This is a genomic window from Chryseobacterium sp. T16E-39 (assembly GCF_002216065.1).
In the GTDB taxonomy this organism is placed as follows: domain Bacteria; phylum Bacteroidota; class Bacteroidia; order Flavobacteriales; family Weeksellaceae; genus Chryseobacterium.
Genome location: NZ_CP022282.1, coordinates 3,965,458 through 3,987,881 on the forward strand (window position 1 = coordinate 3,965,458; position 22,424 = coordinate 3,987,881).

Consider the following 22,424-nt stretch of genomic DNA (forward strand, 5'->3'; position numbering starts at 1 on the left):
TTTTTGGAAGATTAAAATTATAAAAAAAAATATGGAATAGAACACGATTTATAAAAAAACTACGTTATGAATAAAATCATTAAAATTTACTAAATTTGCAAACCTATGGGACAAATCCTTGCAATAGACTATGGAAAGGCTCGTTGTGGTATTGCTGCAACGGATGATATGCAGATTATAGCGAGTGGCCTTGATACTATAGAAACAAATCATTTACTGACTTTTTTGAATAAATACTTCAATGAAAATAAAGTAGATGAAGTGGTAATAGGCCTTCCAGTAGATTTGAAGGGAAATGTTTCCGAAGTGGAAACTGATATTTTAAAATTCATTGAAGAATTTAAAAAAGAATTTCCAACCATTTCTGTGCACCGTTTTGATGAAAGATTTACATCTAAAATGGCCTCTTTTTTTATTTCTCAAAGTGGGAAAAATAAAAAGAAAAGACAGGAAAAAGGGTTAATAGATAAAATAAGCGCAACTATTATATTGCAGAATTTTTTAGAACAAAAAACAAGATGATTCTACCAATAAGAGCCTTTGGGGATCCTATTTTAAGAAAAGTAGGCAAAGATATAGACAAAAATTATCCCGATTTAAAAGAACTTATCGATAATATGTTCGAAACTATGAATAGTGCGAACGGAATTGGATTGGCCGCTCCTCAGATCGGTCTTGATATTCGTATGTTTGTAATAGATGTAACTCCCCTGGCAGAAGATGAGGATTATGAAGACATCAAAGACGAGTTGAAGGATTTTAAAAAGGTTTTCATCAATGCTAAAATTCTTGAAGAATCCGGAGAAGAATGGAAGTTTAACGAAGGGTGTCTTTCTATTCCAGATGTTAGAGAGGACGTTAAAAGAAAAAGTACGATCCTTATAGAATATTATGACGAAAATTTTGTTAAGCATACAGAAACTTTTTCCGATATTAGAGCCCGCGTAATTCAACATGAATATGATCATATTGAAGGGACACTATTTACAGATCATTTAAGTGCTTTGAAAAAGAAATTGGTGAAAGGTAAATTAACGAAGATATCTCAGGGAGACGTAAGTATCAATTATAAAATGAGATTTCCGAAATAATAAGTGTAATTAATTAAATAGAAAAATAATAGGCAGTAAAAAGTCTCGCACTGATTACTAAAATTAAAAAAAATAAAATTATGTTGTTAGAAAAAATAATTTCAATCTCTGGAAAACCGGGACTTTTTAAATTAGTTTCTCAATTAAGAAACGGATTTATTATTGAAGATGTAACTACAAAGAAAAAAGTAAGTATTGGAAACTCAAGTCAGGTAAGTTTGCTGGATAATATCGCGATGTTTACATTTGATAAAGAAGTTCCTTTGTTTGAGGTTTTTGAAAATATTGCTAAAAACCAGGATTATAAAGAAACAATATCTCATAAATCTTCTGATGCTGAATTGAAAGAATTTATGGGCGCTTCACTTCCTAATTATGATACAGAAAGAGTATATGCTTCTGATATCAAAAAATTAGCGCAGTGGTATAACATTCTTCACAAAGCTGGATACATTACTCCTGAAAGTTTTGTAAAAGCTGAACCTGAAACTTTAGATCCGGCAAATGAAAATGAAGAAGTAACTTTAACGGACAAAGAAGCTCCGAAAAAAGCAGCTCCAAAGGCTGATAAACCAGTTACTCCGAAAGTAAAGGCTTCAACCGGAGCAAAAGCTGCTACAAAAAGCACACACAGAAAAATGGGATAATTCATTCATTGATTTGAATTACAGAATATTGCCTTGTTGAGAATTTCTTGACAAGGCTTTTTTTTTTAATTGAAAGTGGAAAATTGAAAATTGAAAGAGGCCAGTTTGGTGGTATTTGTAATTTTGCTTCTAACTTCTAACTTCTAACTTCTAACTTCTAACTTCTAACTTCTAACTTCTAACTTCTAACTTCTAACTTCTAACTTCTAACTTCTAGCTTTCAACTTTCAAATTCCAACTTTTAACTTCCAACTTCCACAGAAGCTAAATATCCCTTACATTTGTATAAGATTGAATTTCCAATTACCTATGAATACCAAACAAGAAAAATTAGAAGCCTTCGGAAGATTATTGGATATTATGGATGACCTGCGTGAAAAATGCCCGTGGGACCAGAAACAGACCTTAGAATCTCTCCGACACTTAACTCTTGAAGAAACCTACGAACTTTCCGATGCAATTCTGCAGGAGGACTTACTGGAGATAAAAAAAGAGTTGGGAGATGTATTGCTACACCTGGTTTTCTATGCTAAAATAGGTTCTGAAAAAGGAAGTTTTGATATTGCTGATGTCATTAATTCTTTAAATGAAAAGCTTATTTTCCGTCATCCTCATATCTACGGTGATGTTGAGGTAAAAGATGAAGAAGAAGTAAAGCAGAACTGGGAAAAATTGAAACTCAAAGAAGGCAACAAATCCATTTTAAGTGGTGTTCCTAAAAGCCTTCCAAGTATGGTAAAAGCCTATAGGGTTCAGGATAAAGTAAAGGGAATCGGTTTTGAATTTCATGATGCTGAAGATGCCTGGGCAAAGGTAGATGAGGAACTTGGAGAATTTCATGCTGAAACAGATCCGCTGAAAAAAGAACAGGAACTGGGAGATGTATTTTTTTCCCTGATCAATTATGCCCGCATTACAGGAATTAATCCGGATTCCGCATTGGAAAGAACCAATTTGAAATTTATTTCAAGATTTCAAAAAATGGAGGAGATGGCTGTAGAAAGGGATTTGAAGTTAGGAGAAATGTCTTTAGAAGAAATGGACCTGCTTTGGGATGAGGTTAAAATATTAAATAAAAATTGATGAAAATGTATATTTTGTGTGCTGTAACCGCGATTTTAATGTTAGGATGCCATCCTAAATCTTCAAATGAACAGGTTGAAGGAGATACCTTAAAAGTTGAATTTTCCTTACCTAAAAAACTGGAAGAGGTTTCTGGAATTACCCTTTCCCAAGACCAGAAAACAATTTGGGTAATAGAAGATCAGGGAAATAAAAATATGGTGTATGGATTGGATAGACAGGGGAAATTAATAAAAGATGTTCTTGTAGAAGATACCGAAAATAATGACTGGGAAGAAATTACAAAAGATTCCAAAGGGAATATTTACATCGGTGATTTTGGGAATAATGACAATGACAGAAGGAATCTGGCTATTTTGAAGATTGACCTGAAAGATCCTTCGCAGAACACTACAAAAGTCACCCAAACCACAAAATTCCATTATGAGGGGCAGACGGAATTTCCTCCTAAGAAATCGAATTGGTTATATGATTGCGAGGCATTCGTAGAAATGAATGGAAATTTTTATCTTTTTACCAAGAATAGAAGTAAAGGTTTTGATGGCACTTTTCTGGTTTTCAAAGTTCCTAATCAGAAAGGAGATTTTGAAGCTAAATTAGTAGGTAAACTGAAGCTGGATGGAAAATATAATGATGCCGCAATCACTTCCGCATCGATCAACAGTAAACAGGATCAGATTGTATTATTAAATCACAAATATGTGCGTATCCTTTCCGGATTTACCCCGGATAATTTCAATACGGCTAAAATCCAAAAGATAGCATTGAACCATAATTCGCAAAAAGAAGCTGTTGTTTTTCTAGATGATAAAACTCTTTTAATAGCTGATGAAAAGGCGAAAAAGGTAGGCGGAAACGTTTATCTATTTAATATAAATCCTCACAAATAGACTTTGTGAGGATTCTTTATTCTGAATGTGATCCCTATCTCTATGGAGTAAGATAAGAGATGTGAATATTACCGCTCGATAACCTGAAACTTTGGGTGTATACGCAGCGTATTCTAAAGGTTTCCCCGGTATTAAAATAAGTAATTGAGGAAAGATTATGATTAATACCTGTGGTGCGTTCTCCATGACCGGTAGATATGGCTGCCAATGTAGCTGTTGGAGATGAAACTTTTTGAATCGATGATTTTGCGGTTCCGGCTGTTCTCCCATTACCGTTTAAGTTTAAATCATAGGTGACATAGGGTACGATATTGTAAAAGCCGGGTTTGACCACAGTAAATATTCCGCTGGTTGAATTATAAGTTATATAAGCAGTATCAATTTTGTTACTGATATTGAAGACATAGGTCTGGGTATAGTTTTCATGTGTGCTGATAGGATTACTCCCGGTTCCTGTATAACTGCCGCTACCTGGACTGATATCAGTTTTGTTGCCTACAAAAATTACCTTTAAAAAATTTTCAGATTCAATATTTCTCCAGACAGGTGCATTTCCAGAACCGTTAGACATCAGGAACTCGCCCCGGTTTCCGGAATTCCCTTTTGTATTGGCATTTCCTCCAACATTGAAGTCTTTTACAACCTGTAAGGATCCATTGATATGGAATGTGCTTTGTGGAGTGGGAGTATAAATACCTACTTGCGCACGGTATTGTAAAGATATGGCAAATAATGCCATAAATAATAGCTGTTTTTTCATCATTTTTATCGTGTTAAAATAATTTTTACAAATATAAATTTTTAAAAAATATTGATTTTTTTTAAAATTTAACAAGCATATTCAGCTATGGTTGAGTTTGAGTTGTAAAGATGGGAATATGCTCTTATGTTGCTGATTGTAATTATTTTATAAGTAATGATTTAGAAATAGAAAATAAAAATACAAGAATTTTTTATTTATGAAATTTATAAACAAAACCCATTGTAGTGGAAAGTACAATGGGTTTTGTGAAATTAATATGGATTGGATATTAATTGTATCTTAGAAATTCATTCCTATACCTGCTGAAATCCTTCCACCATCGGAACCATAGAAATAATTTAGCCTTGCTGAAAACATTTCAACAACACTTAACCATAAACCAACTCCTGCAGCCTGGTGCCATTTTCTTGAATATTCGTTGTCATTCCAAACCCTTCCCAAATCATAGCCTATTAAAATACCCATATTGGCAGGGATGATATTGTTTTTAATTCTTCCAAAATCCCAACGGATCTCAGAATTATTGGTGAAATAAGATTTTCCTGAAAAACGGTCATTTCTAAAAGCACGAAGGCCGTTATTCCCACCGATACTGGCAGCCTGATAGAATTCAAAATTATTATTGTTGATCCACATTACATTGTTGGAGTTTGAAAAAACGAAGTTTCCTCTTTTATCAATTCTATGGTGAAGGTTTAATGAGCCATTTAAAACTAAAAAGTTTCTGTCAAAATCTGAAAGGTTGGTTTTCCAGTTAACATTAGCAACTAACTCTAGGCCTAGCGTAGGAAAGGCGTTATTATCCAGGTTTTTATAGCTAAAAGTATAATTAGCTCCTCCAAACTGCTGGCTGTTGAAGACCGCAGGATTTACATCCGGAGATTGGTCTACAAAACGATCACCATTTCTTTGTACTTTATTGTCTTCAAAGGTAAGCTGGAACTGATGTTGCAGATTAAGCCAGCTTTTTCTGGAAATTGAGGGTGCAAAATTAAATCTTGAAATTCTCGCTCTATTGTATTTTGTTTTGGTGTCATCTTTATCGTACTCACTCTCATTGGACAGTCCGAAAAAGTTTTCAGAAAATCGGGGAGTTGTGTAGGCCGCATCAATATTAAAATCCCACCCGTAAATAGCCTTTTTAAAGATTCCTTTGTACGCCAGATTGAAACCAGCCGTGTTTGTATAGAAATTAGCTTTTAAGCTGTGCTTTTGGGTATAAGGATCACGAATAAAATTATTCACTGTATAATTGGTAAGAAGTCCAATAATAAGCCCATCATCAGGATTATAATCAGCATTAGGATATCCTGCCAAGAAATTGTATTTCGGATGTTTATAATTGTAGGTATTAATATCAAAATCGTCGGAAATATTTTTGGTGGCTGTATCAGCGTTATACGTATTCTTTTGAGATTTGAAATCGTAAATTTTCACCTTACTTCCGTTGGCAACATTATAGACGTCATGATTGGGGCCACCAACAAGTCTTATAGTCATCTTAGGCCTTCCATTTCCCGATACTTCATAAATATCATCATCTTCCAATCCGTAGATCCAGAGTTCCTTTGTTTTATTATCGTGATAGGTTTTCTCAAATACCAATTCAGGGTTTTCACCTTTTTTATCAAGTTTATATTGTTTTACTTCAACCGAATGTCCGTTTTTTGTAATGACAAATTTATCCTGATTTACAGTACCTGCTAACGGAACTTTTTCCTGCAATACATCGTAGTATTGTGCTGCATAATTCTGTAATTTTTCTTTTCTTGATTTTAGCTTTCTTTGAATATCGGTTATCGTTTCATCTTTAACTTCTTTTGGTAAATTGTTGAAAGCATCGTCAATATCTTTATCTGTCAAATGCTCCTGAATATATTTCGCCTGAGCAATCCATTCTTCTTGTGTAGATCCCTTTAAAAATACCAGGTCAATAGGATAAGGTTCCATGGCCAGGCCTTTTACATTTTTAATATCATCCTTAAATGTTTGCATATGACGAACTGCCGGAACATTCATGATCAATTTAAAGGCTGCACCATCATATTTGCTAAAAGCCTGATCCCGGTCTCTTGGAATCGGTTTATAAGTTATTTTGTCACCATCTTTATATTCCGCCCATTTCCATTGATCGGAATGTCTGTCCCAATCTCCCAGTAGCATATCAAAGATTCTGGCTCTTATGTAAATATCTTTATCAACAGAATATTTGTAATTTTTGGAAATATTTTTCAATACATCATCAGTAGAAAGAATATCTCTGGCATTATCCAGATATTGAAGTGTTTTAGGATCTGAAGAGAAACGCTCTTCGACCATATACATTTCATCACCATAATGTTCATTGTATTCCCCCAAAGCTTCTTGCTTAGGGATATAGAATAATCGGGCATTACTGTGGAAAAGATCTAATTTGTCTGCCAGATTTCCTACAGCAAAGGGAGTGAAGGGGTGATTGGTTGTATAAAAATCAAGTAAAAATTTATCCGGAAATGTATTTTCAAGCTCATCTCCAAATGTACTTTTCTTAAAGGCCATATTATTCAGAAAACGAACTGCACTTTTTTTGATCCCTCTCATCACAAATTCCTGTCCGTCTTTGGCTTTCAGCCTTAAACTATTGGATTGATTTCCCCCACCTTCTCTAAAAGGGGTATAGCCGCCATCCAATTCGGAAATATTAGCAGTTTTTGCTTCGATAGGTATTCCATAGTATTTCCTATAATGATCTCCCCATAGCCATCTGTAAAATTTTCCCTTTTCGGTTAAATTTTTAGGATATATTGTCGAAGTGATGGTTGCGGGGAAAGAATTGGGATAATTATTTACAAAATTATCAGGCTTGGCAATGACATCAATATGAGCCAGAGATTTTAGTTGAGCATCTTTAGTAGAAAAGTATTCAACATCACTGCTTTGATCTTTTCTGATATTCAGGACGGCAAAACCACTCCCTCCGTAAGAAAAATCTGTTGGCTCAGCTATTGTAGCCGGATCAACTTTAGAACCAGCTCCGCTAACGATCTGTCTGATATTTCTTTCTGAATGATATTGTAAATTATGATCATGGCCGGAGACAAAAATGACATTTTCTTTATCCTGAACAATACTCTTTAACCGATTAGCCAAATCGGCATAATGCTGATTGTTTATGTCCTGTGTGCTGGCACCAGAAGTATTTCTAAGAAAATTAATAACAGTTGCAATTCCGGGAGCAGGAATATTTCCTTTAAACGGAAACAGATGGGATCTTGCAGAATTGTATCCAGCATGGGTTCCACTGCTGATCACAGGATGGTGCAAAGCAACAATAATTCTTTTATTCTGATTTTTAGTAATCAGATCCTGGAATTCGTAAAACAAGTCATCCCGGGTTTTTATTGTACAGTTTTTATTGATCCCCGGATACCGGTCCCAATTGGCTAAAACCCATTCGCTATCAATTACGATTAATTTAATATCATCAGTAAGGTTGATGTCATCAATAGGGCATGAATTTTTCGGTAAATATGCTTTTTTGTCGTTAAGGTAACTTTTAACAAATTCTTCCTGCGCTTTTAGCCCGTCTATTCCATGATACCAGTCGTGATTTCCCGGAATAACGAGCGTTTTTCCTTTGAAATTCTTTGTAATGGAAAGCTGTTTTTCCATTTTATCTTTGGCCAGGGGATAATCTTTGTCCTTTTCTTTAGGCATTCCTGAAGGATAGATGTTGTCACCAAGAAAAATAAGCATAGAGTTCTTATCTGCCGAATCCAGCTGAGTTTTCAAGAGATTGAGCGTCTGCTTTCCCTGAGCTTCATCGGGGTTACCAGCATCTCCGACTAAGAAAATCTTAAAATCATTTTCAGATTTTATATTAGAATTTTTAGCTTCCAGTAAGTTTTTGCCTTTTTTTACGTTATAGGTAGCACAAGAATACAGGACTCCTGACACCAACAAGAACCTAAATGGAACAGAAATTATTTTTAAATGAGTTTTAAAGGATAAATTCATAAATTTACATTAACAAAAATTCAGTAATGGATATTTTACAAAAAGCTAAAAATTATGTTGAAATCTTATTCAAAGATAAGTTATCTTCTGTATATTTCTATCATAATTTTATTCATACCACGTATACGGTTAATAAAGCCGAAGAAATAATGAAAAATACTCCGGTCTCTAAGGAAGATCAGGAGAAAGTAATATTGGCACTTTGGTTTCATGATACGGGATATATAGAATGCGCACAGAATCATGAAGAGAAAGGCGTTGAGATTATGAAAAATTTTCTGATTAATGAAAATTATCCGGAAAATTATATCGAAGATGTCTCTCGCTTGATTCTGGCAACAAAAATCAATTACGAGCCTCAGAATTTACTGGAGAAAATAGCTAAGGATGCTGATTGCAGTCACTTTGCCAGTCATGATTACAACGATATTTCTGATGCTCTGAGAAAGGAGTGGGAACTTACCAATGTTCGATGCTTTTCCAATGACGAGTGGAATTCCGGAAATCTTGATATGCTGAAAAATAAGCATCAATATTACACGGACTATGCCAAAGAAAATTGGGAACCTTTAAAGCAGAAGAATATCAAAAAAATTGAGAAAAAGCTGGAAAAAGAAGAGGATAAAAAAATGAATTCTGAAGCTAAAGAAAGTAAAAAGGAACCAAAGGAAAAAGAACCGAAGTCAGACAGGAGTGTAGATACACTATTCAGAGTTACCTTAAACAATCACACCCGGTTGAGTGATATTGCGGATAGTAAAGCAAACATCTTACTTTCTGTAAATGCAATTATTATTTCAGTCTGTTTGTCTGTATTGGTTCCAAAATTAGATGCTCCTAAAAATGCACATCTGATCATTCCAAGTTTTCTTTTGTTGATCTCAAGTGTAATGACCATTATTTTTGCCATATTATCCACAAAGCCTAATGTTACAAAGACCAGGTTTACGAATCAGGATATTCAGAACAGAAAAGTGAATCTTTTATTCTTTGGAAATTTTCATCAAATGATTTTTGATGATTATCATAATGCAATGAAGGATCTTATTAAAGACAGGGATTACATTTATGATTCTATGGTAAAAGATTTATATTATCTGGGTAAAGTTTTAGATAGAAAGTATAAGCTTTTATCAATCACTTATCAGATTTTTATGGCAGGAATTATTATTTCTGTACTTTCTTTTGCATTTGCATTCCTTACGCTTTAATTTTTAAATTGTATAGGAGATGATTGTAAGGCAGCGTACCAATTGGCTTAAAATGTTATTTATATGGCGGGGTTCAGTGTTGAAGAAAATAATTGTTCAGCTTATTGCGATTACGTTGTTTTCTATTGGAGTTTATTTTTTCAAAGGAAAAATATATGATTACAAAGTTCATTTAAATCCTACCATTTTTACATTGATAGGTTTGGCGTTGGCCATTTTTATGGGATTTTGTAATTCAGCGAGTTATGATCGTTTCTGGGAAGGACGGAAGCTTTGGGGGTTATTAGTCATAGAAACCAGGTCACTAACCAGACAGATACTATCTTACGTTAATGATTCTTCGACGCAGGCATTGGATGAAAAAAAGGAGATTGTAAAAATGATCTCTGCTTTTTCCTGGTCTTTAAATTATCAGTTACGTGATAAATCAGGAACAGAGCATCTTTCCAGACTGCTTTCCCCGGAACAGGTGGAACAACTTAAAAACAAAAAATTTATTCCGAGCATTATCCTGGGCTTCATCGCCGATTGGCTGAAAGTGCAGAATAAAAAAGGAAATATGGATACCATTGTAATGGCATCAATGGATCAGCAACTCAATCAGTTTTCCAATATTTCAGGAGGTTGTGAGAGGATCTATAACACTCCTTTACCTTTTGCTTACAGTGTTCTTTTACACCGTACCGTTTATCTTTATTGTTTCTGGCTGCCATTTGGTTTGGTCGATAGCCTGGGTTGGATGATGCCGCTGATTGTGCTCTTAATCAGTTATACTTTTATAGCTTTAGATGCAATAATTCAGGAGATAGGGGAACCATTTGGAGAAGAGGAGAATGATCTCGCACTGAATAGTATATGCCGAACGATTGAGTTTTCAATTTTCGAACAGGCAGGAATTCCACAAGGCGAATTGAAGAAACCGGATACTTATTTTGTTGATTAGATCATTAAACAATTGAAACTCTTAACGCTAATAAACCTGTAATTCCCTGCAGGTCTTCTACCTTTAAAAATTCGATATCAGATTGAAGAATTTCTTTTCTCTGAAGCTTGTAAATGTATTCCAGATATTCTTTTTGATTTTCCATTCCAAAATAAACGATGGTTATTTTTCCAGGGCAGGTAATTCTTTCCGTTGAGTTTTTAATGTGTGCTTTATCAATTCTCTTTTTTATGATTTCATAATAAGAATTATAAGCTCCGTCTACATCAAAACGCTTTTCATCCATTCGGAAACGAATATCTATTTTTTCGTTATAGACAAAAATCAAAGAAGCAATATCCAAAGGAATGGGAAGTTCTTTTTTAAAAGTCTGAATTTCCTGTTCCATTCTGCATATGGTTTTCAATTGCCAGTATCTCAATTGATGAACTACTTTAGAGGTGTAATGAAGATCAGGTGAAATAGTGGGACCGATAAACAAATTATGCTCCACACCGTCTGATTTAAAACGTTCATAGTAATGTGGAAATATTAATTGTGCTTTTGCCTGACTTTCATCAAGCATATCTGCAAGCTTTCTATTAATTAGGGTGATAGAATCATCCAAACTTTTCCGGCTGTTATAAAACAGGTCGTTTTGAATGAAAACCTGCTCAAAGTATTCTAAAATTTTTGTTTTTATTTCTTTTGTAGAATGTACTTCCAGCTGTCCCTGCAGGTATGGGTGAATTTCATTACGCAATAATCTCTGGAAGCGCTGTTCTGTATCAGCTTTTATTTCATTGTTCAGTTCATTTTCAAAAATCTCCAGGGCAAGTAGGTATTTCTCTGAATCAGAGTTGATCAAAGAAAAAATATCATGAAGGCAGTCAATCTGCTTATTAAGATCTTCCAGCATCAGATTGAATCGTTTTTCTGAAGAAGAACGTATATCAGAGAATCCAAATAATGGTGTAAGATTTTTAAAGGAGATCTGTTTTAAAGTATATATTTTTTTTGCTAAAGAGGCATTAAAATACTTCTCAGCTTCATTTCTGAATTTCCATACCACACTGTCATGTATGGAAGTATATTCACGCTGAATGATGGCTTCAATCTGGTAATTTTTTTCAAAGCTAAACCGGTTAAGAGAGAAAAGGATCATATCCGTGAAAAATTCCAGTTTTTTTAGCTTTAATCCATTAAAACTATTGGGAATAGAAGAAGTAAATTCCATGATCGCCAGCAATTCATTATCCCTCATAATAGGAATTACCATAAAACTGTTGATATGATGTTCTTTTAAAATACTGAACGAGGGCTGATCTTTTATTTCCTGCCCCATCTTATCAACATTGGAAATAACAATCGGCTTAGAGTTGTTATTTAAATTTTCAAAAGTATTTTTTTGGGTTTCCTCGTCAAAAGTATTGATCCAGAAATCAAGAATATGATTAGTGAACAGACTTTCATAGATGGGAATCTTTTCCAGTCTATTGTCTTTTTTATTAAAGAGCATTAATCCGAAATTGAGATCTGCCACATCAAAATAAGATTTGAAGATTTCAATTAAATTTTCATCTGGTGTCAGATTTTCCGGATCGATCTGTATCATACTTGATTTCAAATCAGATAAAGCCACTTCTGAGGTACAGTCTACCAGGGAAATAATTGTAAATCCTTTTAGCACCCATGATTTAGGTGGGAAATGTTTCTTCCACAATCTGAAATCATCTAAATTTTCTAAAAGCATGTCTATGACATCATCAGTTGGAACTTTAGCTCTTTCAGTAGGATAAATATCAGTAAAATCCGAATTTACAGTGATCTTATAGTGTTTCATGATTCCCTGTTTATTAGGGATATCATAATAGAAAGGAATAAAACTTCTTACATCTCTTTTAAAATAAGCCTGAAGAATCAGACAGCAACAGAAAACATAAAATTCATTATCATCAATATTTCTAAGCTCTATTTCAAAATCTTTTCCTGCATCTTTAAGAATACTTTTAAACCTTTCTGTGTAATTGAAGGTGATCTTAGAGAGAGGGATACTTGCTGCTTTTATTTCATTATTCGTCAAGCCGGTTGGAAAAAGATCTGCCAGTAAAAGCCTGATGAGATCTTCGTGCTTTTCTAATAATTTTACATCCTGAAAGCCTTCTTTCAGTTCTTTGAAATTCTTTGTTCTGTCAATAAGAGACTCTGCATAATTCACCCGGTATTCTAAACGGTCATTATATCGGATATGCTCAAGAACATCCAAATATTTTTCGAATGATATATAAACCTGAAACGGGGCGTCTTTTTTGTAAAGATGTAGCAATGCTGGAAATTATAAAGTAAAGTTATAAAAAAAGCACAACTTTTGGTTGTGCTTTTCTATTTTTATGATGATTCTTACAAACCAAATTGTTTAGCAAACATGTCAGGGAAGACACCTAAAATAATAATCGAGGCAATAATAACAACTGCTACAACATTATAAGTAAGCGTTACCTTTTCTGAAGTTTTGAATGTTGTTTCTTTGAAGAAGAACATAGCAATAATTAATCTCAGGTAGTATGCAATCGAAACTGCAGAACCCAGAACTGCGACTAAAACAAGAAATGCTGCTCCATTAATCGCTTGAGAGAATAGGGCAAATTTACCCATAAAACCAGCTGTTAATGGAACTCCTGCCATTGAAAGCATAGAAATAGCTGCAACAACTGCTAAAAGAGGTTCAGACTTAGCCAATCCTTTAAAAGCACCAAAGGAGGTTTCTCTTTTTAATTTTTCTACCCAGATCAGACACATAAATACTCCAACAGTAGATAGTGAGTAAGCAAACAGGTAGAATGCAAGATTATAAGTAGACAGATTTGTCATTCCAAAGAATACCAATCCAATATATCCAGCATGAGAAACAGATGAATAGGCTAACATTCTTTTTACATTAGTTTGCGCAAGTCCCATTACATTGGCTAAAAGTAATGTAATGATCACAAATACACCAAGAACGTTGATCCATTCATGCGTAACTCCTGTAAACCCTATCGTCATTAATCTGAAAAATGCAAAAAATCCGGAGATCTTTACTACACTTGCCATAAAGGCTGTGATCAATGATGGAGAACCATAATAAACATCAGGGCTCCACATGTGGAAAGGAGCTAATGCCACTTTAAATGCCAATGCACATAACATCAGGATTACTCCAAGAATGAACATTACATTTTTAGGATTTGCTGCTCCGAAATCATGTATTTTATAGAGATCAAAAGTTCCTGCACTACCATAGATGAATGTGATACCAAATAACAGGAATCCGGTTGCAAATGCACCCATCAGGAAGTACTTTATAGAAGCTTCATTAGATCTTAAATCAGTTTTATTGGCACCGGCCATTACGTATAATGGGATGGAAAGAATTTCAATACCTAAGAACAATGTCACTAAGTTCTGGAAACCGAAAAGAATAATACCACCACAGAGTGCGAATAGCATTAATGCATACAGTTCGGACTGGTGACTTCTATGGTTGCTGAACGCAAAACCTCCCAGAAAGAACAATAGTAAAGTAGTTACAATTGAAATTTTTGTGAATAAAGCCGTATTAGAACCATATTCATACATATGTCTGTAATGTTCGAAGAATGAACATTCAGGCAGGAAGCTAACATATAATGCAATGATTAACCCCAAAATCCCAATGTATCTTGCGAATTTCCCTTGTTCAAAAACTCCTGAAAATAACGCAGCAACTGCAGTTAGGAAAACAATAATTAAAACACTCATTTCTTAAAATATCAAATTAACTAACCATTGATTGGTAGATAAACTTTAACGAACTACTCACCATTTCGATTACCGGCTGAGGGAAAATACCAAGTACTATCACAAAAACCGCCAAACTAGCCAACACAGAAAATTCTACGCCTGATAAATCTTTTGCTGTATTTAATACTGCCTCATCTCCTTTACCAAACATTGCTTTTCCGTAGAATCTCAATAGGTAAACTGCAGAAAGAATTATGGTTAAACCGGCAATAACAGCAGCTAAAACATTGAAATCAAAAATTGATTTAATCAAAATAAATTCTCCAATGAAACCATTAGTCAATGGAACTCCCATTGAGCCTAACAGAATAAGAAGGAATAATACTGCAAACTTAGGAGCTACTTTCGCTAAACCTCCCATTTGTCTTATATCTCTTGATTTAAATCTTTTATATAAAATATCTGCACAGTAGAACAAACCTACCACATTAATACCGTGAGCAAAAGTTTGTACCAGAGCACCTTCAGCACCTTCAGTTGTAAAAGTTCCTCTCAGTGTCAAAACAGCTGACGCAAAAATACCTGCCACCATTAATCCAACGTGAGAAAAAGATGAATAAGCAATAATTCTCTTCATATCATTTTGGATAATGGCAATCAGTGCTCCGTGAAGGATACCTACAATTGCCAGGATAATTACGATCTGTCCGGAGATTCCCATAATAGGAATAGGAGTGATTGGTAATAGGTAACGGATTACACCATATACTGCCATTTTCAACATGATCCCTGATAACAACATCGATCCCTGAGTAGGAGAGTAGGTATAAGTGTCAGGCTGCCACGTATGGAACGGGAATATGGGTAATTTCACTGCAAAAGCAAAGAATATAAACCAAAATACGACCGTTTGCTGAGTTTCGTTCAATGAAGCATTGTATAGATCTGTTAAAGCAAATGACGCAGAGTGATTGTAAACGTAAATCAATCCTGCTAACATGAACAGTGATCCTACAAATGTATATACGAAGAACTTCGTTGTAAATTCAAATCTTTTATTTTCCTGACCCCAAAGTCCAGCGATTAACCAGATAGGAATCAATGTTACCTCCCAGAAAATATAGAATAATAAACCATCTAAAGAAGTGAAAACCCCTACAAGTCCGAACTGCATCAACAGGATCAGACCGTAAAAAGAGTTTCTGTAGTTTACATTCTCATTAAATGAAGATAAAATAATTAAAGGCGAAAGAATATTGGTCAATAACAAAAGCAACATGCTCATCCCGTCAATACCGAAATGAAGAGAGCTTTTGATAAATTGTGACCAAGGATAATTGATCTCATGCTGCAATACACTATCTACAGTCGGCGTAAAATCAAAATCCGAAAGTATATAAAATGTAAGAAGCATTTGTACCAATGCAATTCCTAACGCCAAATATTTGCTGGATTTATTTTTCCAGGCAAAAACTAATCCCGAACCTACTAGAGGTAATAGTAATAATGTTAATAATAAACCAGACATTATTGTAATATAAAGTTAACAATCAGTATAATTCCCACCGCTAAAGACATGATAAGAATGTATGTCTCAACATTTCCGTTTTGAATACGTTTCATAGATTTTCCGCTATCTTCGGCACCTTCACCTACAAAGTCTACAAAACGATCTAGAACACCCTTATCAAACATTTTACCTCCACGTCCTAATCCTTCAACAGTTTTTACAATTAATGCATTGTAAAGTTCGTCAATATATAATTTTTTAGCAGAAAGCTTTTCCCATCCGGTATAACTTTCCTCCGGTAAAGCTCTCTTTTTCTTATTCACATACGTATTTTTAACAATGAACCATACAGAGAAGAACATCACAACCGTTGCTCCTAAAAGTATCATTTCAGTATTAAAATCAACTCCTGAAAGGGTAGCTTCCATTTGCTTGAAACTTTCTTCAGTCAAGACAGGTTTCAACCACTCCATTAGTTTTGCGTAATGACCGTGACCAATAAAGTGTGGTAAATTAATGAAACCTCCGATTACAGACAGAATAGCCAATACGACCAATGGTAATGTCATATTCATCGGGCTTTCATGCAAATGATGTTTTTGCTCTTCAGTACCTCTGAACTCCCCATGGAAAGTTAAATAATACAATCTGAACATATAGGTAGCCGTAATTGCCGCTAAAATAAACAGCATTACCCAATAGATTGGATTTTTAGCAAATGCTGCAACTAAAATTTCATCTTTAGAAATCATCCCTGATAATAAAGGGAATCCTGAAATTGCTAAAGTTCCGATAAGGAAAGTAGCATGGGTAATTGGAATTACTTTTTTAAGTCCACCCATAAAACGCATATCCTGTTCATTGCTCATAGCGTGGATCACAGAACCTGCACCTAAGAATAATAAAGCTTTGAAGAATGCGTGTGTCATTACGTGGAACATAGCTGTTGTATAAGCTCCTAATCCTAAAGCAATGAACATAAATCCAAGTTGTGAAACTGTAGAATAAGCCAATACTTTTTTGATGTCGTTTTGGCGAAGTGCATAGAAACCTGCTAACGCTGCAGTTAAGAATCCTATCAATAAAATTCCTCCCTGAACAGTTGGCGCTAAAGTGAATAAGAAATTAGATCTTACTACCAAATAGATCCCTGCAGTTACCATCGTTGCTGCGTGAATTAACGCAGAAACAGGTGTTGGTCCCGCCATTGCATCCGGTAACCATGTATATAAAGGAACCTGAGCAGATTTACCGGTAGCACCGATAAATAAACTTGCCGTAATAAAGATAATTACCGTTCCGTCTAATTCAAATTTTGAAGAATTTTGTGCTACTGAAAGGAAATCAATAGCGTTGGTTTGAGAAGCGATCATAAAGATACCGATCAATAAACCAAGGTCACCAATCCTGTTCATGATAAATGCTTTTCTTGCAGCTTTACCATATTCTTCGTTTGTGAACCAGAATCCGATCAATAAATAAGAACACAAACCTACACCTTCCCATCCGATGAACAGGATCAGGTAATTGCTTCCCATTACCAAAAGTAACATAGAGAAGATGAAAAGATTCAGATAAGTAAAGAACTTATAGAAACCTTTATCATGACTCATATATCCGATAGAGTATAAGTGGATCAATGATCCGATACCTGTAATGATCATAATCATCATTAAAGATAACTGATCGATCTGGAAACCAAAGTTAATCTGAACTCCATTGACTCTAAACCATTCGAAAGCTTTTACGATTATCGGCTGACTTTCAGAATTGAAATTCATGAAAATACTTACAGCAATGCAGAAAGATCCGAAAACCGCTGCTGTTGCTAATCCTCCAACTAATATTTTTGGAAGGTTTTTTCCGAACAAACCGTTTATAAGAAAGCCTAAAAGTGGTAAAAGTATTATTGCATACACTAAATTTTCCATTCTTTATCCTCTTAATTTATTAAATATACTAACATCTACAGAACGGGTATTTCTATATAGCATAGCAATAATTGCCAAACCTACTGCAACTTCTGCAGCAGCAACCACCATAATGAAGAAAACTAAAAGTTGTCCATCGCTATTTCCTTTATATGCTGAAAAAGCAGCTAATAAAAGATTTGCAGAATTGAGCATAAGCTCTACACAACCCAAAATAACAATAGCGTTTTTTCTCAATAATACTCCCAACACTCCCAAACTGAATAATACTGAAGAGAGGATGATGAAATAATTTAAAGGGACGCTTTGTATAAATGTATTTACTTCTCCCATAATTTTATAAATCTTTTTTACCGATTAATACCGCACCTACAATACCTGCCAAAATAAGGATCGAAGCAAGCTCAAACGGTAAGACATATTCATTAAATAAAAGCTTACCCAGATTTTTAGTAAGTCCAACCCCTCTGTCTACATTCTCTACTACAATGTGGTTGTCCTGAACTCCTCTGAATACTCCTAAAATACCAATCAATAAGAGACCAGCTGTAAAAACTCCAATAAATTTTAAAGTATTGTTCTTCTTACTTTCGTCTTCCTTATTAAGATTAAGCATCATTAGAATATAAAGGAACAATACCATGATTGCTCCGGCATACACTATAATCTGAATAATTGCTAGGAATTGTGCATTTAAAAGGATGTACATTCCGGCAATAGAAAACATTGTAACAATTAATGACAAAATAGCATATAAAGGATTTTTTGCAAATACGAAGTATACTGCACTCGCCACTGCTAAAAACGCCACCAAGAAAAATAAAAACTGATCCATTATTTTACCGCATTTTTTTGTTTCTCGGACTGTCTCGCTGTGATGTCAATCCTTTCATTTATCTTTTCAACTAGTTTATCTTTTCCATAGATAAAAGAACCTCTGTTGGTTTCCACATCCACCAATCTATCGGTAAGATAAATTGCTGATTTTGGACAGGCCTCTTCACACATTCCACAGAAAATACATCTTAGCATATTGATTTCATACACAGAAGCGTATTTCTCTTCTCTGTAAAGACCTTTCTCTTCTTTTGTTCTTTCTGAAGCTGTCATTGTAATAGCTTCAGCAGGACAAGCTACGGCACACAGTCCACAAGCTGTACATCTTTCTCTTCCTTCTTCATCTCTTTTCAGTACATGCTGGCCACGCCAAACCTGAGCTCTTGGTTTCTGTACTTCTGGATACGAATAAACTGCAGGAGCACCTTTTACTACGGTTCTTACAGCATGCTTGAATGTAATCCCCATACCTTTGAAAATCGCCGGAAGGTAGATTTTTTCAGCAAGGGTCATTTCTTTATTAGAAACAACTTTGGATCTGTTAGTAAGTTTCATTTAATTATAGATGTTAGATGTTAGACATTAGATTCTAGACTAATCTTGTCTCTTATCTTAATTTTTAATATTTTATGTTTGAATAAAAGCTAAATAAAGATAAAATTTTGATTCTATTTTCAAATTAGCTCATTTTCAAATTATCAAATTTTTAATGTCCGAATGCTAAAATTAAAGCTCCGGTAATAACAAGGTTTACAACCGCCAATGGAATTAATGTTTTCCATCCTAAATGCATCAACTGGTCGTATCTGAATCTAGGAAGCGTCCATCTGATCCACATAAAGATCAGAATTCCGACAATGGTTTTGGTTAAAAATGCTACAATACTTAAGATTCCAGCAATGTTTTCACCCCAATGTTGTGTTACCCATTCAATTCCAGGGTAGTTATACCCCCCAAAGAATAGAACCACCATAAAAGCATTTGAAATAAACATGTTCACATATTCTCCGAACATGTATAACCCTAACTTCATTGAAGAATATTCCGTAGAATATCCTGTTACCAATTCAGATTCACACTCAGGTAAATCGAAAGGGTGTCTGTTGGTTTCCGCTAACGCAGCAACCATAAAAATAAGGAAAGCTAATGGTTGATAGAAAATATTCCAGTTCATCCCATCAATATGGATAAGTCCCCATAATTTTCCTGTAGTCTGAGTTTCAGTAATTACTTTTAAATCTAAACTTCCTGTCATCATGATGATAGAAAGCAAAGCTAACCCCATTGCTAATTCATAAGAGATCATCTGTGAAGAAGCACGGATAGCACCTAATAATGAATATTTATTATTTGAGGCCCAACCTCCGATCATGATTCCGTAAACACCAATAGAAGCCATTCCGATAATGAAAAGTACACCAACATCAATGTTGGCAACCTGAAGATCGTAAGACATCCCACCAATATTTAAGCTTTTACCCCAAGGGATAACGGCACCCGTGATCAATGAAATAAACATTACCAATGCCGGCCCCAATACGAAAAGGAATTTTTCTGCATTGGCAGGAGTAAAGTCTTCTTTAAAGAAAAACTTTCCACCATCAGCAAGAGGCTGCAGCAATCCGAAAGGACCTGCTCTGTTTGGTCCGATTCTATCCTGCATAATAGAAGCCACTTTTCTTTCTGCCCAGGTAGAGTAGGCTGCTATCGTTAGTGAAAGCAAGAAAAGCGCTAGTACAAGTATTAATTTAAATGTAATTAAATCCATTTTATTATTAAAGATGTTAGATACGAGATATTAGATGCTAGATTCAGATCTTAAATCCGATGTCTGTAGTCTGATATCTGAAATCTTATTAAAGTTATTTTTCGTCTTTTTCACTAATTTCCTTTGCCATTGGATTGTCAAGAACTCTTAGCTGATCCTTAGGCTTCTCATAATGGTTGAGTGAAATTACAGAGTGTCTGTCGATATGTCTAGGACCTTCAATATTCCAGTCTTTCAATTCTTTTCTTTCGAAACGGCAAGTGTCACAGATGAATTCTTCAACCTCTCCCCACTGATCTTTTCTTGCGGTAACTCTTACCACTTCATCACCTTTCATCCAAACAACAGCCTTTCCTGAACACTTATCACATTTACATGATGCATTCATTGGGTTGGTAAACCAAACTCTGCTTGCGAAACGTGCTGTTCTGTCCGTTAAAGCTCCCACCGGGCAAACGTCAATTACGTTTCCGATGAAATCATTATCCAGGGCTTTATTTAAATAGGTTGAAATTTCAGCATGATCACCTCTGAAAAGAATACCGTGTTCTCTGGTATTGGTAAGTTGATTCGCTGTAAGTACACATCTTGCACAAAGAATACAACGATTCATGTTCAGCTTAATATTCGGACCAAGATCATCTGCTTCGTAGGTATTTCTTTCAAACTCAGTTCTGGTACTTTCAACCCCATGCTCATACCCTAGATCCTGAAGATGACATTCTCCAGCCTGATCACAAACCGGGCAGTCTAACGGGTGGTTAACCAATAAAAATTCAGTAACGGCTTTTCTACCTTCTTGAGCTTTATCCGATGTAAGGTTTTTCACTTCCATCCCGTCCATTACATTAGTTCTGCAACTTGCCACTAATTTAGGCATGGGACGAGGATCTGCTTCAGATCCTTTAGAAACCTCTACCAAACAAGTTCTGCATCTTCCTCCACTGGTTTCCAATTTGCTATAATAGCACATTGCCGGAGGGACTGATTTTCCACCGATCTGTCTTGCTGCTTCCAAAATGGAAGTTCCAGGCAATACTTCAGCAGTCTGTCCGTCTATAGTGATTTTGAATTTTTTAACTTCTTCGCTCATATTATACGCTTTAAGCTTTATGCAGTAAGCAATAGGCCTTGTTATTTATATTTTTTCGTATTAAATGTATATCCAATTCCGGCCAGAACCTGTCCGAAAACAAAATCCTGTCTGGCTTTGTCCGGTTTATTATTCAATGTGGTTTTAATATCCCACATATTAATATAACCCGCTTTAGCCTCTAACCTTGCCATCCAATGATTCCAGAAAACTAAGTTTAAACTGGTTCTTACATCGGTTCCCATACCTGCTACATGAAAACGATCACTTCTTTCATTACCAAAAAGTTTTATATTACTTTTCGGAAACATCACCCCGATTCCAGCTCCATAAGACCATACCAAATCAATATTCTTTTTATTAATAAGGTTTTGGTATTTCTCAAGACCTAAGTTTTCATAATTAAGTCCATCAGTATGTTCGAAAGTAAGAAACTTTTCGTCTGCTAAATTTACCTGTCCGTTTTGCACCATTCCAGCATATTCAGGGTCTGAAATATGTCCTTTAAAGCCAACGGTCTGATTTTGATCCATTACATATTTCATATGGTCAATTCCCAGAACCAAAGCCAAATTATCTTTAATAAAGTAACCCGCTCTGAAGTTATATTGCACTACCGTAAACCAACCTGGATTTACGTAAACGATACCAAACTTTGTAGGTCTGTCCTGTGCTGATACATTATTCAACTGAAAATTATAACCATTTCCTGAAAAATTGATATCGGAATTGCTGAAAGCAGCTCTGTTCCAACCAAAGAAAACGAACATCTGACCTTTCTTTGATAATGGTTCTGGTTTTTGTTTCTTCTCAATAGGTGCTGAACCTAGTGTTGATAATTGTAAAGTATCACTTTTAGTTTTTTGTGCAAACACAAAATTCGAGATAACTAAACTAACAACTAATAACTTCTTCATTTT

General features: G+C 34.9%; 19 protein-coding genes. 7 read left to right on the forward strand and 12 right to left on the reverse strand.

What is annotated here, in order from left to right; all coding sequences use genetic code 11:
• Positions 1-105: 105 nt before the first annotated feature.
• From ruvX to CEY12_RS18020, 5 genes are all read left to right on the forward strand, one after another.
• Positions 106-522: a Holliday junction resolvase RuvX gene (gene ruvX / locus CEY12_RS18000; RefSeq protein WP_089028993.1), complete on the forward strand. Its 417-nt coding sequence runs from the start codon at positions 106-108 to the stop codon at positions 520-522.
• The gene (def, locus tag CEY12_RS18005; protein ID WP_089028994.1) at positions 519-1,091 is read left to right on the forward strand and encodes a peptide deformylase; all 573 of its coding nucleotides are present in this window, start codon (positions 519-521) and stop codon (positions 1,089-1,091) included. The genes ruvX and def overlap by 4 nt, the downstream gene beginning before the upstream one ends.
• Positions 1,092-1,171: 80 nt before the next feature.
• The gene (locus tag CEY12_RS18010) at positions 1,172-1,738 is read left to right on the forward strand and encodes a DUF5606 domain-containing protein (protein WP_089028995.1); all 567 of its coding nucleotides are present in this window, start codon (positions 1,172-1,174) and stop codon (positions 1,736-1,738) included.
• Between the two features lie 309 nt (positions 1,739-2,047).
• Complete coding sequence (gene mazG, locus CEY12_RS18015) at positions 2,048-2,821, forward strand: nucleoside triphosphate pyrophosphohydrolase (RefSeq protein ID WP_089028996.1); 774 nt, start codon at positions 2,048-2,050, stop codon at positions 2,819-2,821.
• On the forward strand, positions 2,821-3,711 hold the full coding sequence (locus CEY12_RS18020) for a hypothetical protein (protein ID WP_228409727.1): 891 nt from the start codon (positions 2,821-2,823) through the stop codon (positions 3,709-3,711). The genes mazG and CEY12_RS18020 overlap by 1 nt, the downstream gene beginning before the upstream one ends.
• A 40-nt stretch (positions 3,712-3,751) precedes the next feature.
• On the opposite strand, the gene CEY12_RS18025 is transcribed toward CEY12_RS18020, so the two are convergent.
• Together CEY12_RS18025 and CEY12_RS18030 are read right to left on the reverse strand one after the other, a co-directional pair.
• Positions 3,752-4,474 (reverse strand): hypothetical protein, encoded by a 723-nt coding sequence (locus CEY12_RS18025; RefSeq protein WP_089028997.1) that lies wholly within the window; start codon positions 4,472-4,474, stop codon positions 3,752-3,754.
• A gap of 279 nt (positions 4,475-4,753) precedes the next feature.
• Positions 4,754-8,470: a metallophosphoesterase gene (locus CEY12_RS18030; protein WP_089028998.1), complete on the reverse strand. Its 3,717-nt coding sequence runs from the start codon at positions 8,468-8,470 to the stop codon at positions 4,754-4,756.
• A 26-nt stretch (positions 8,471-8,496) separates the two neighbouring features.
• On the opposite strand from CEY12_RS18030, the gene CEY12_RS18035 reads away from it, so the two are divergent.
• Both CEY12_RS18035 and CEY12_RS18040 read left to right on the forward strand, forming a co-directional pair.
• On the forward strand, positions 8,497-9,681 hold the full coding sequence (locus CEY12_RS18035; protein WP_089028999.1) for a Pycsar system effector family protein: 1,185 nt from the start codon (positions 8,497-8,499) through the stop codon (positions 9,679-9,681).
• A gap of 19 nt (positions 9,682-9,700) precedes the next feature.
• Positions 9,701-10,624 (forward strand): bestrophin family protein, encoded by a 924-nt coding sequence (locus tag CEY12_RS18040; RefSeq protein ID WP_089029000.1) that lies wholly within the window; start codon positions 9,701-9,703, stop codon positions 10,622-10,624.
• 4 nt (positions 10,625-10,628) lie between these two features.
• On the opposite strand, the gene CEY12_RS18045 is transcribed toward CEY12_RS18040, so the two are convergent.
• The 10 genes from CEY12_RS18045 to CEY12_RS18090 all read right to left on the reverse strand — a co-directional run bounded on the left by CEY12_RS18045 (position 10,629) and on the right by CEY12_RS18090 (position 22,421).
• Positions 10,629-12,929: a GAF domain-containing protein gene (locus CEY12_RS18045; protein ID WP_089029001.1), complete on the reverse strand. Its 2,301-nt coding sequence runs from the start codon at positions 12,927-12,929 to the stop codon at positions 10,629-10,631.
• 74 nt (positions 12,930-13,003) lie between these two features.
• Positions 13,004-14,383 (reverse strand): NADH-quinone oxidoreductase subunit N, encoded by a 1,380-nt coding sequence (locus tag CEY12_RS18050; protein ID WP_089029002.1) that lies wholly within the window; start codon positions 14,381-14,383, stop codon positions 13,004-13,006.
• Between the two features lie 16 nt (positions 14,384-14,399).
• Positions 14,400-15,893: a NuoM family protein gene (locus CEY12_RS18055; RefSeq protein WP_089029003.1), complete on the reverse strand. Its 1,494-nt coding sequence runs from the start codon at positions 15,891-15,893 to the stop codon at positions 14,400-14,402.
• The gene (nuoL, locus tag CEY12_RS18060; RefSeq protein ID WP_089029004.1) at positions 15,893-17,806 is read right to left on the reverse strand and encodes an NADH-quinone oxidoreductase subunit L; all 1,914 of its coding nucleotides are present in this window, start codon (positions 17,804-17,806) and stop codon (positions 15,893-15,895) included. The genes CEY12_RS18055 and nuoL overlap by 1 nt, the downstream gene beginning before the upstream one ends.
• A gap of 3 nt (positions 17,807-17,809) precedes the next feature.
• The gene (nuoK, locus tag CEY12_RS18065) at positions 17,810-18,139 is read right to left on the reverse strand and encodes an NADH-quinone oxidoreductase subunit NuoK (RefSeq protein ID WP_089029005.1); all 330 of its coding nucleotides are present in this window, start codon (positions 18,137-18,139) and stop codon (positions 17,810-17,812) included.
• Positions 18,140-18,143: 4 nt separating this feature from the next.
• The gene (locus tag CEY12_RS18070; RefSeq protein WP_089029006.1) at positions 18,144-18,641 is read right to left on the reverse strand and encodes an NADH-quinone oxidoreductase subunit J; all 498 of its coding nucleotides are present in this window, start codon (positions 18,639-18,641) and stop codon (positions 18,144-18,146) included.
• Positions 18,641-19,198: a NuoI/complex I 23 kDa subunit family protein gene (locus tag CEY12_RS18075; protein ID WP_089029007.1), complete on the reverse strand. Its 558-nt coding sequence runs from the start codon at positions 19,196-19,198 to the stop codon at positions 18,641-18,643. Before CEY12_RS18075 ends, CEY12_RS18070 begins: the two co-directional genes overlap by 1 nt.
• Before the next feature lie 151 nt (positions 19,199-19,349).
• Positions 19,350-20,411 carry an NADH-quinone oxidoreductase subunit NuoH gene (nuoH, locus tag CEY12_RS18080; RefSeq protein WP_089029008.1) on the reverse strand — a complete coding sequence of 354 codons (1,062 nt, stop codon included), beginning with the start codon at positions 20,409-20,411 and terminating at the stop codon, positions 19,350-19,352.
• Between the two features lie 94 nt (positions 20,412-20,505).
• Positions 20,506-21,504 (reverse strand): 2Fe-2S iron-sulfur cluster-binding protein, encoded by a 999-nt coding sequence (locus CEY12_RS18085; protein WP_089029009.1) that lies wholly within the window; start codon positions 21,502-21,504, stop codon positions 20,506-20,508.
• Positions 21,505-21,545: 41 nt separating this feature from the next.
• A complete protein-coding gene (locus tag CEY12_RS18090; RefSeq protein ID WP_089029010.1) occupies positions 21,546-22,421 on the reverse strand; it encodes a hypothetical protein in 876 nt (291 codons plus the stop codon).
• Between the last annotated feature and the right edge of the window lie 3 nt (positions 22,422-22,424).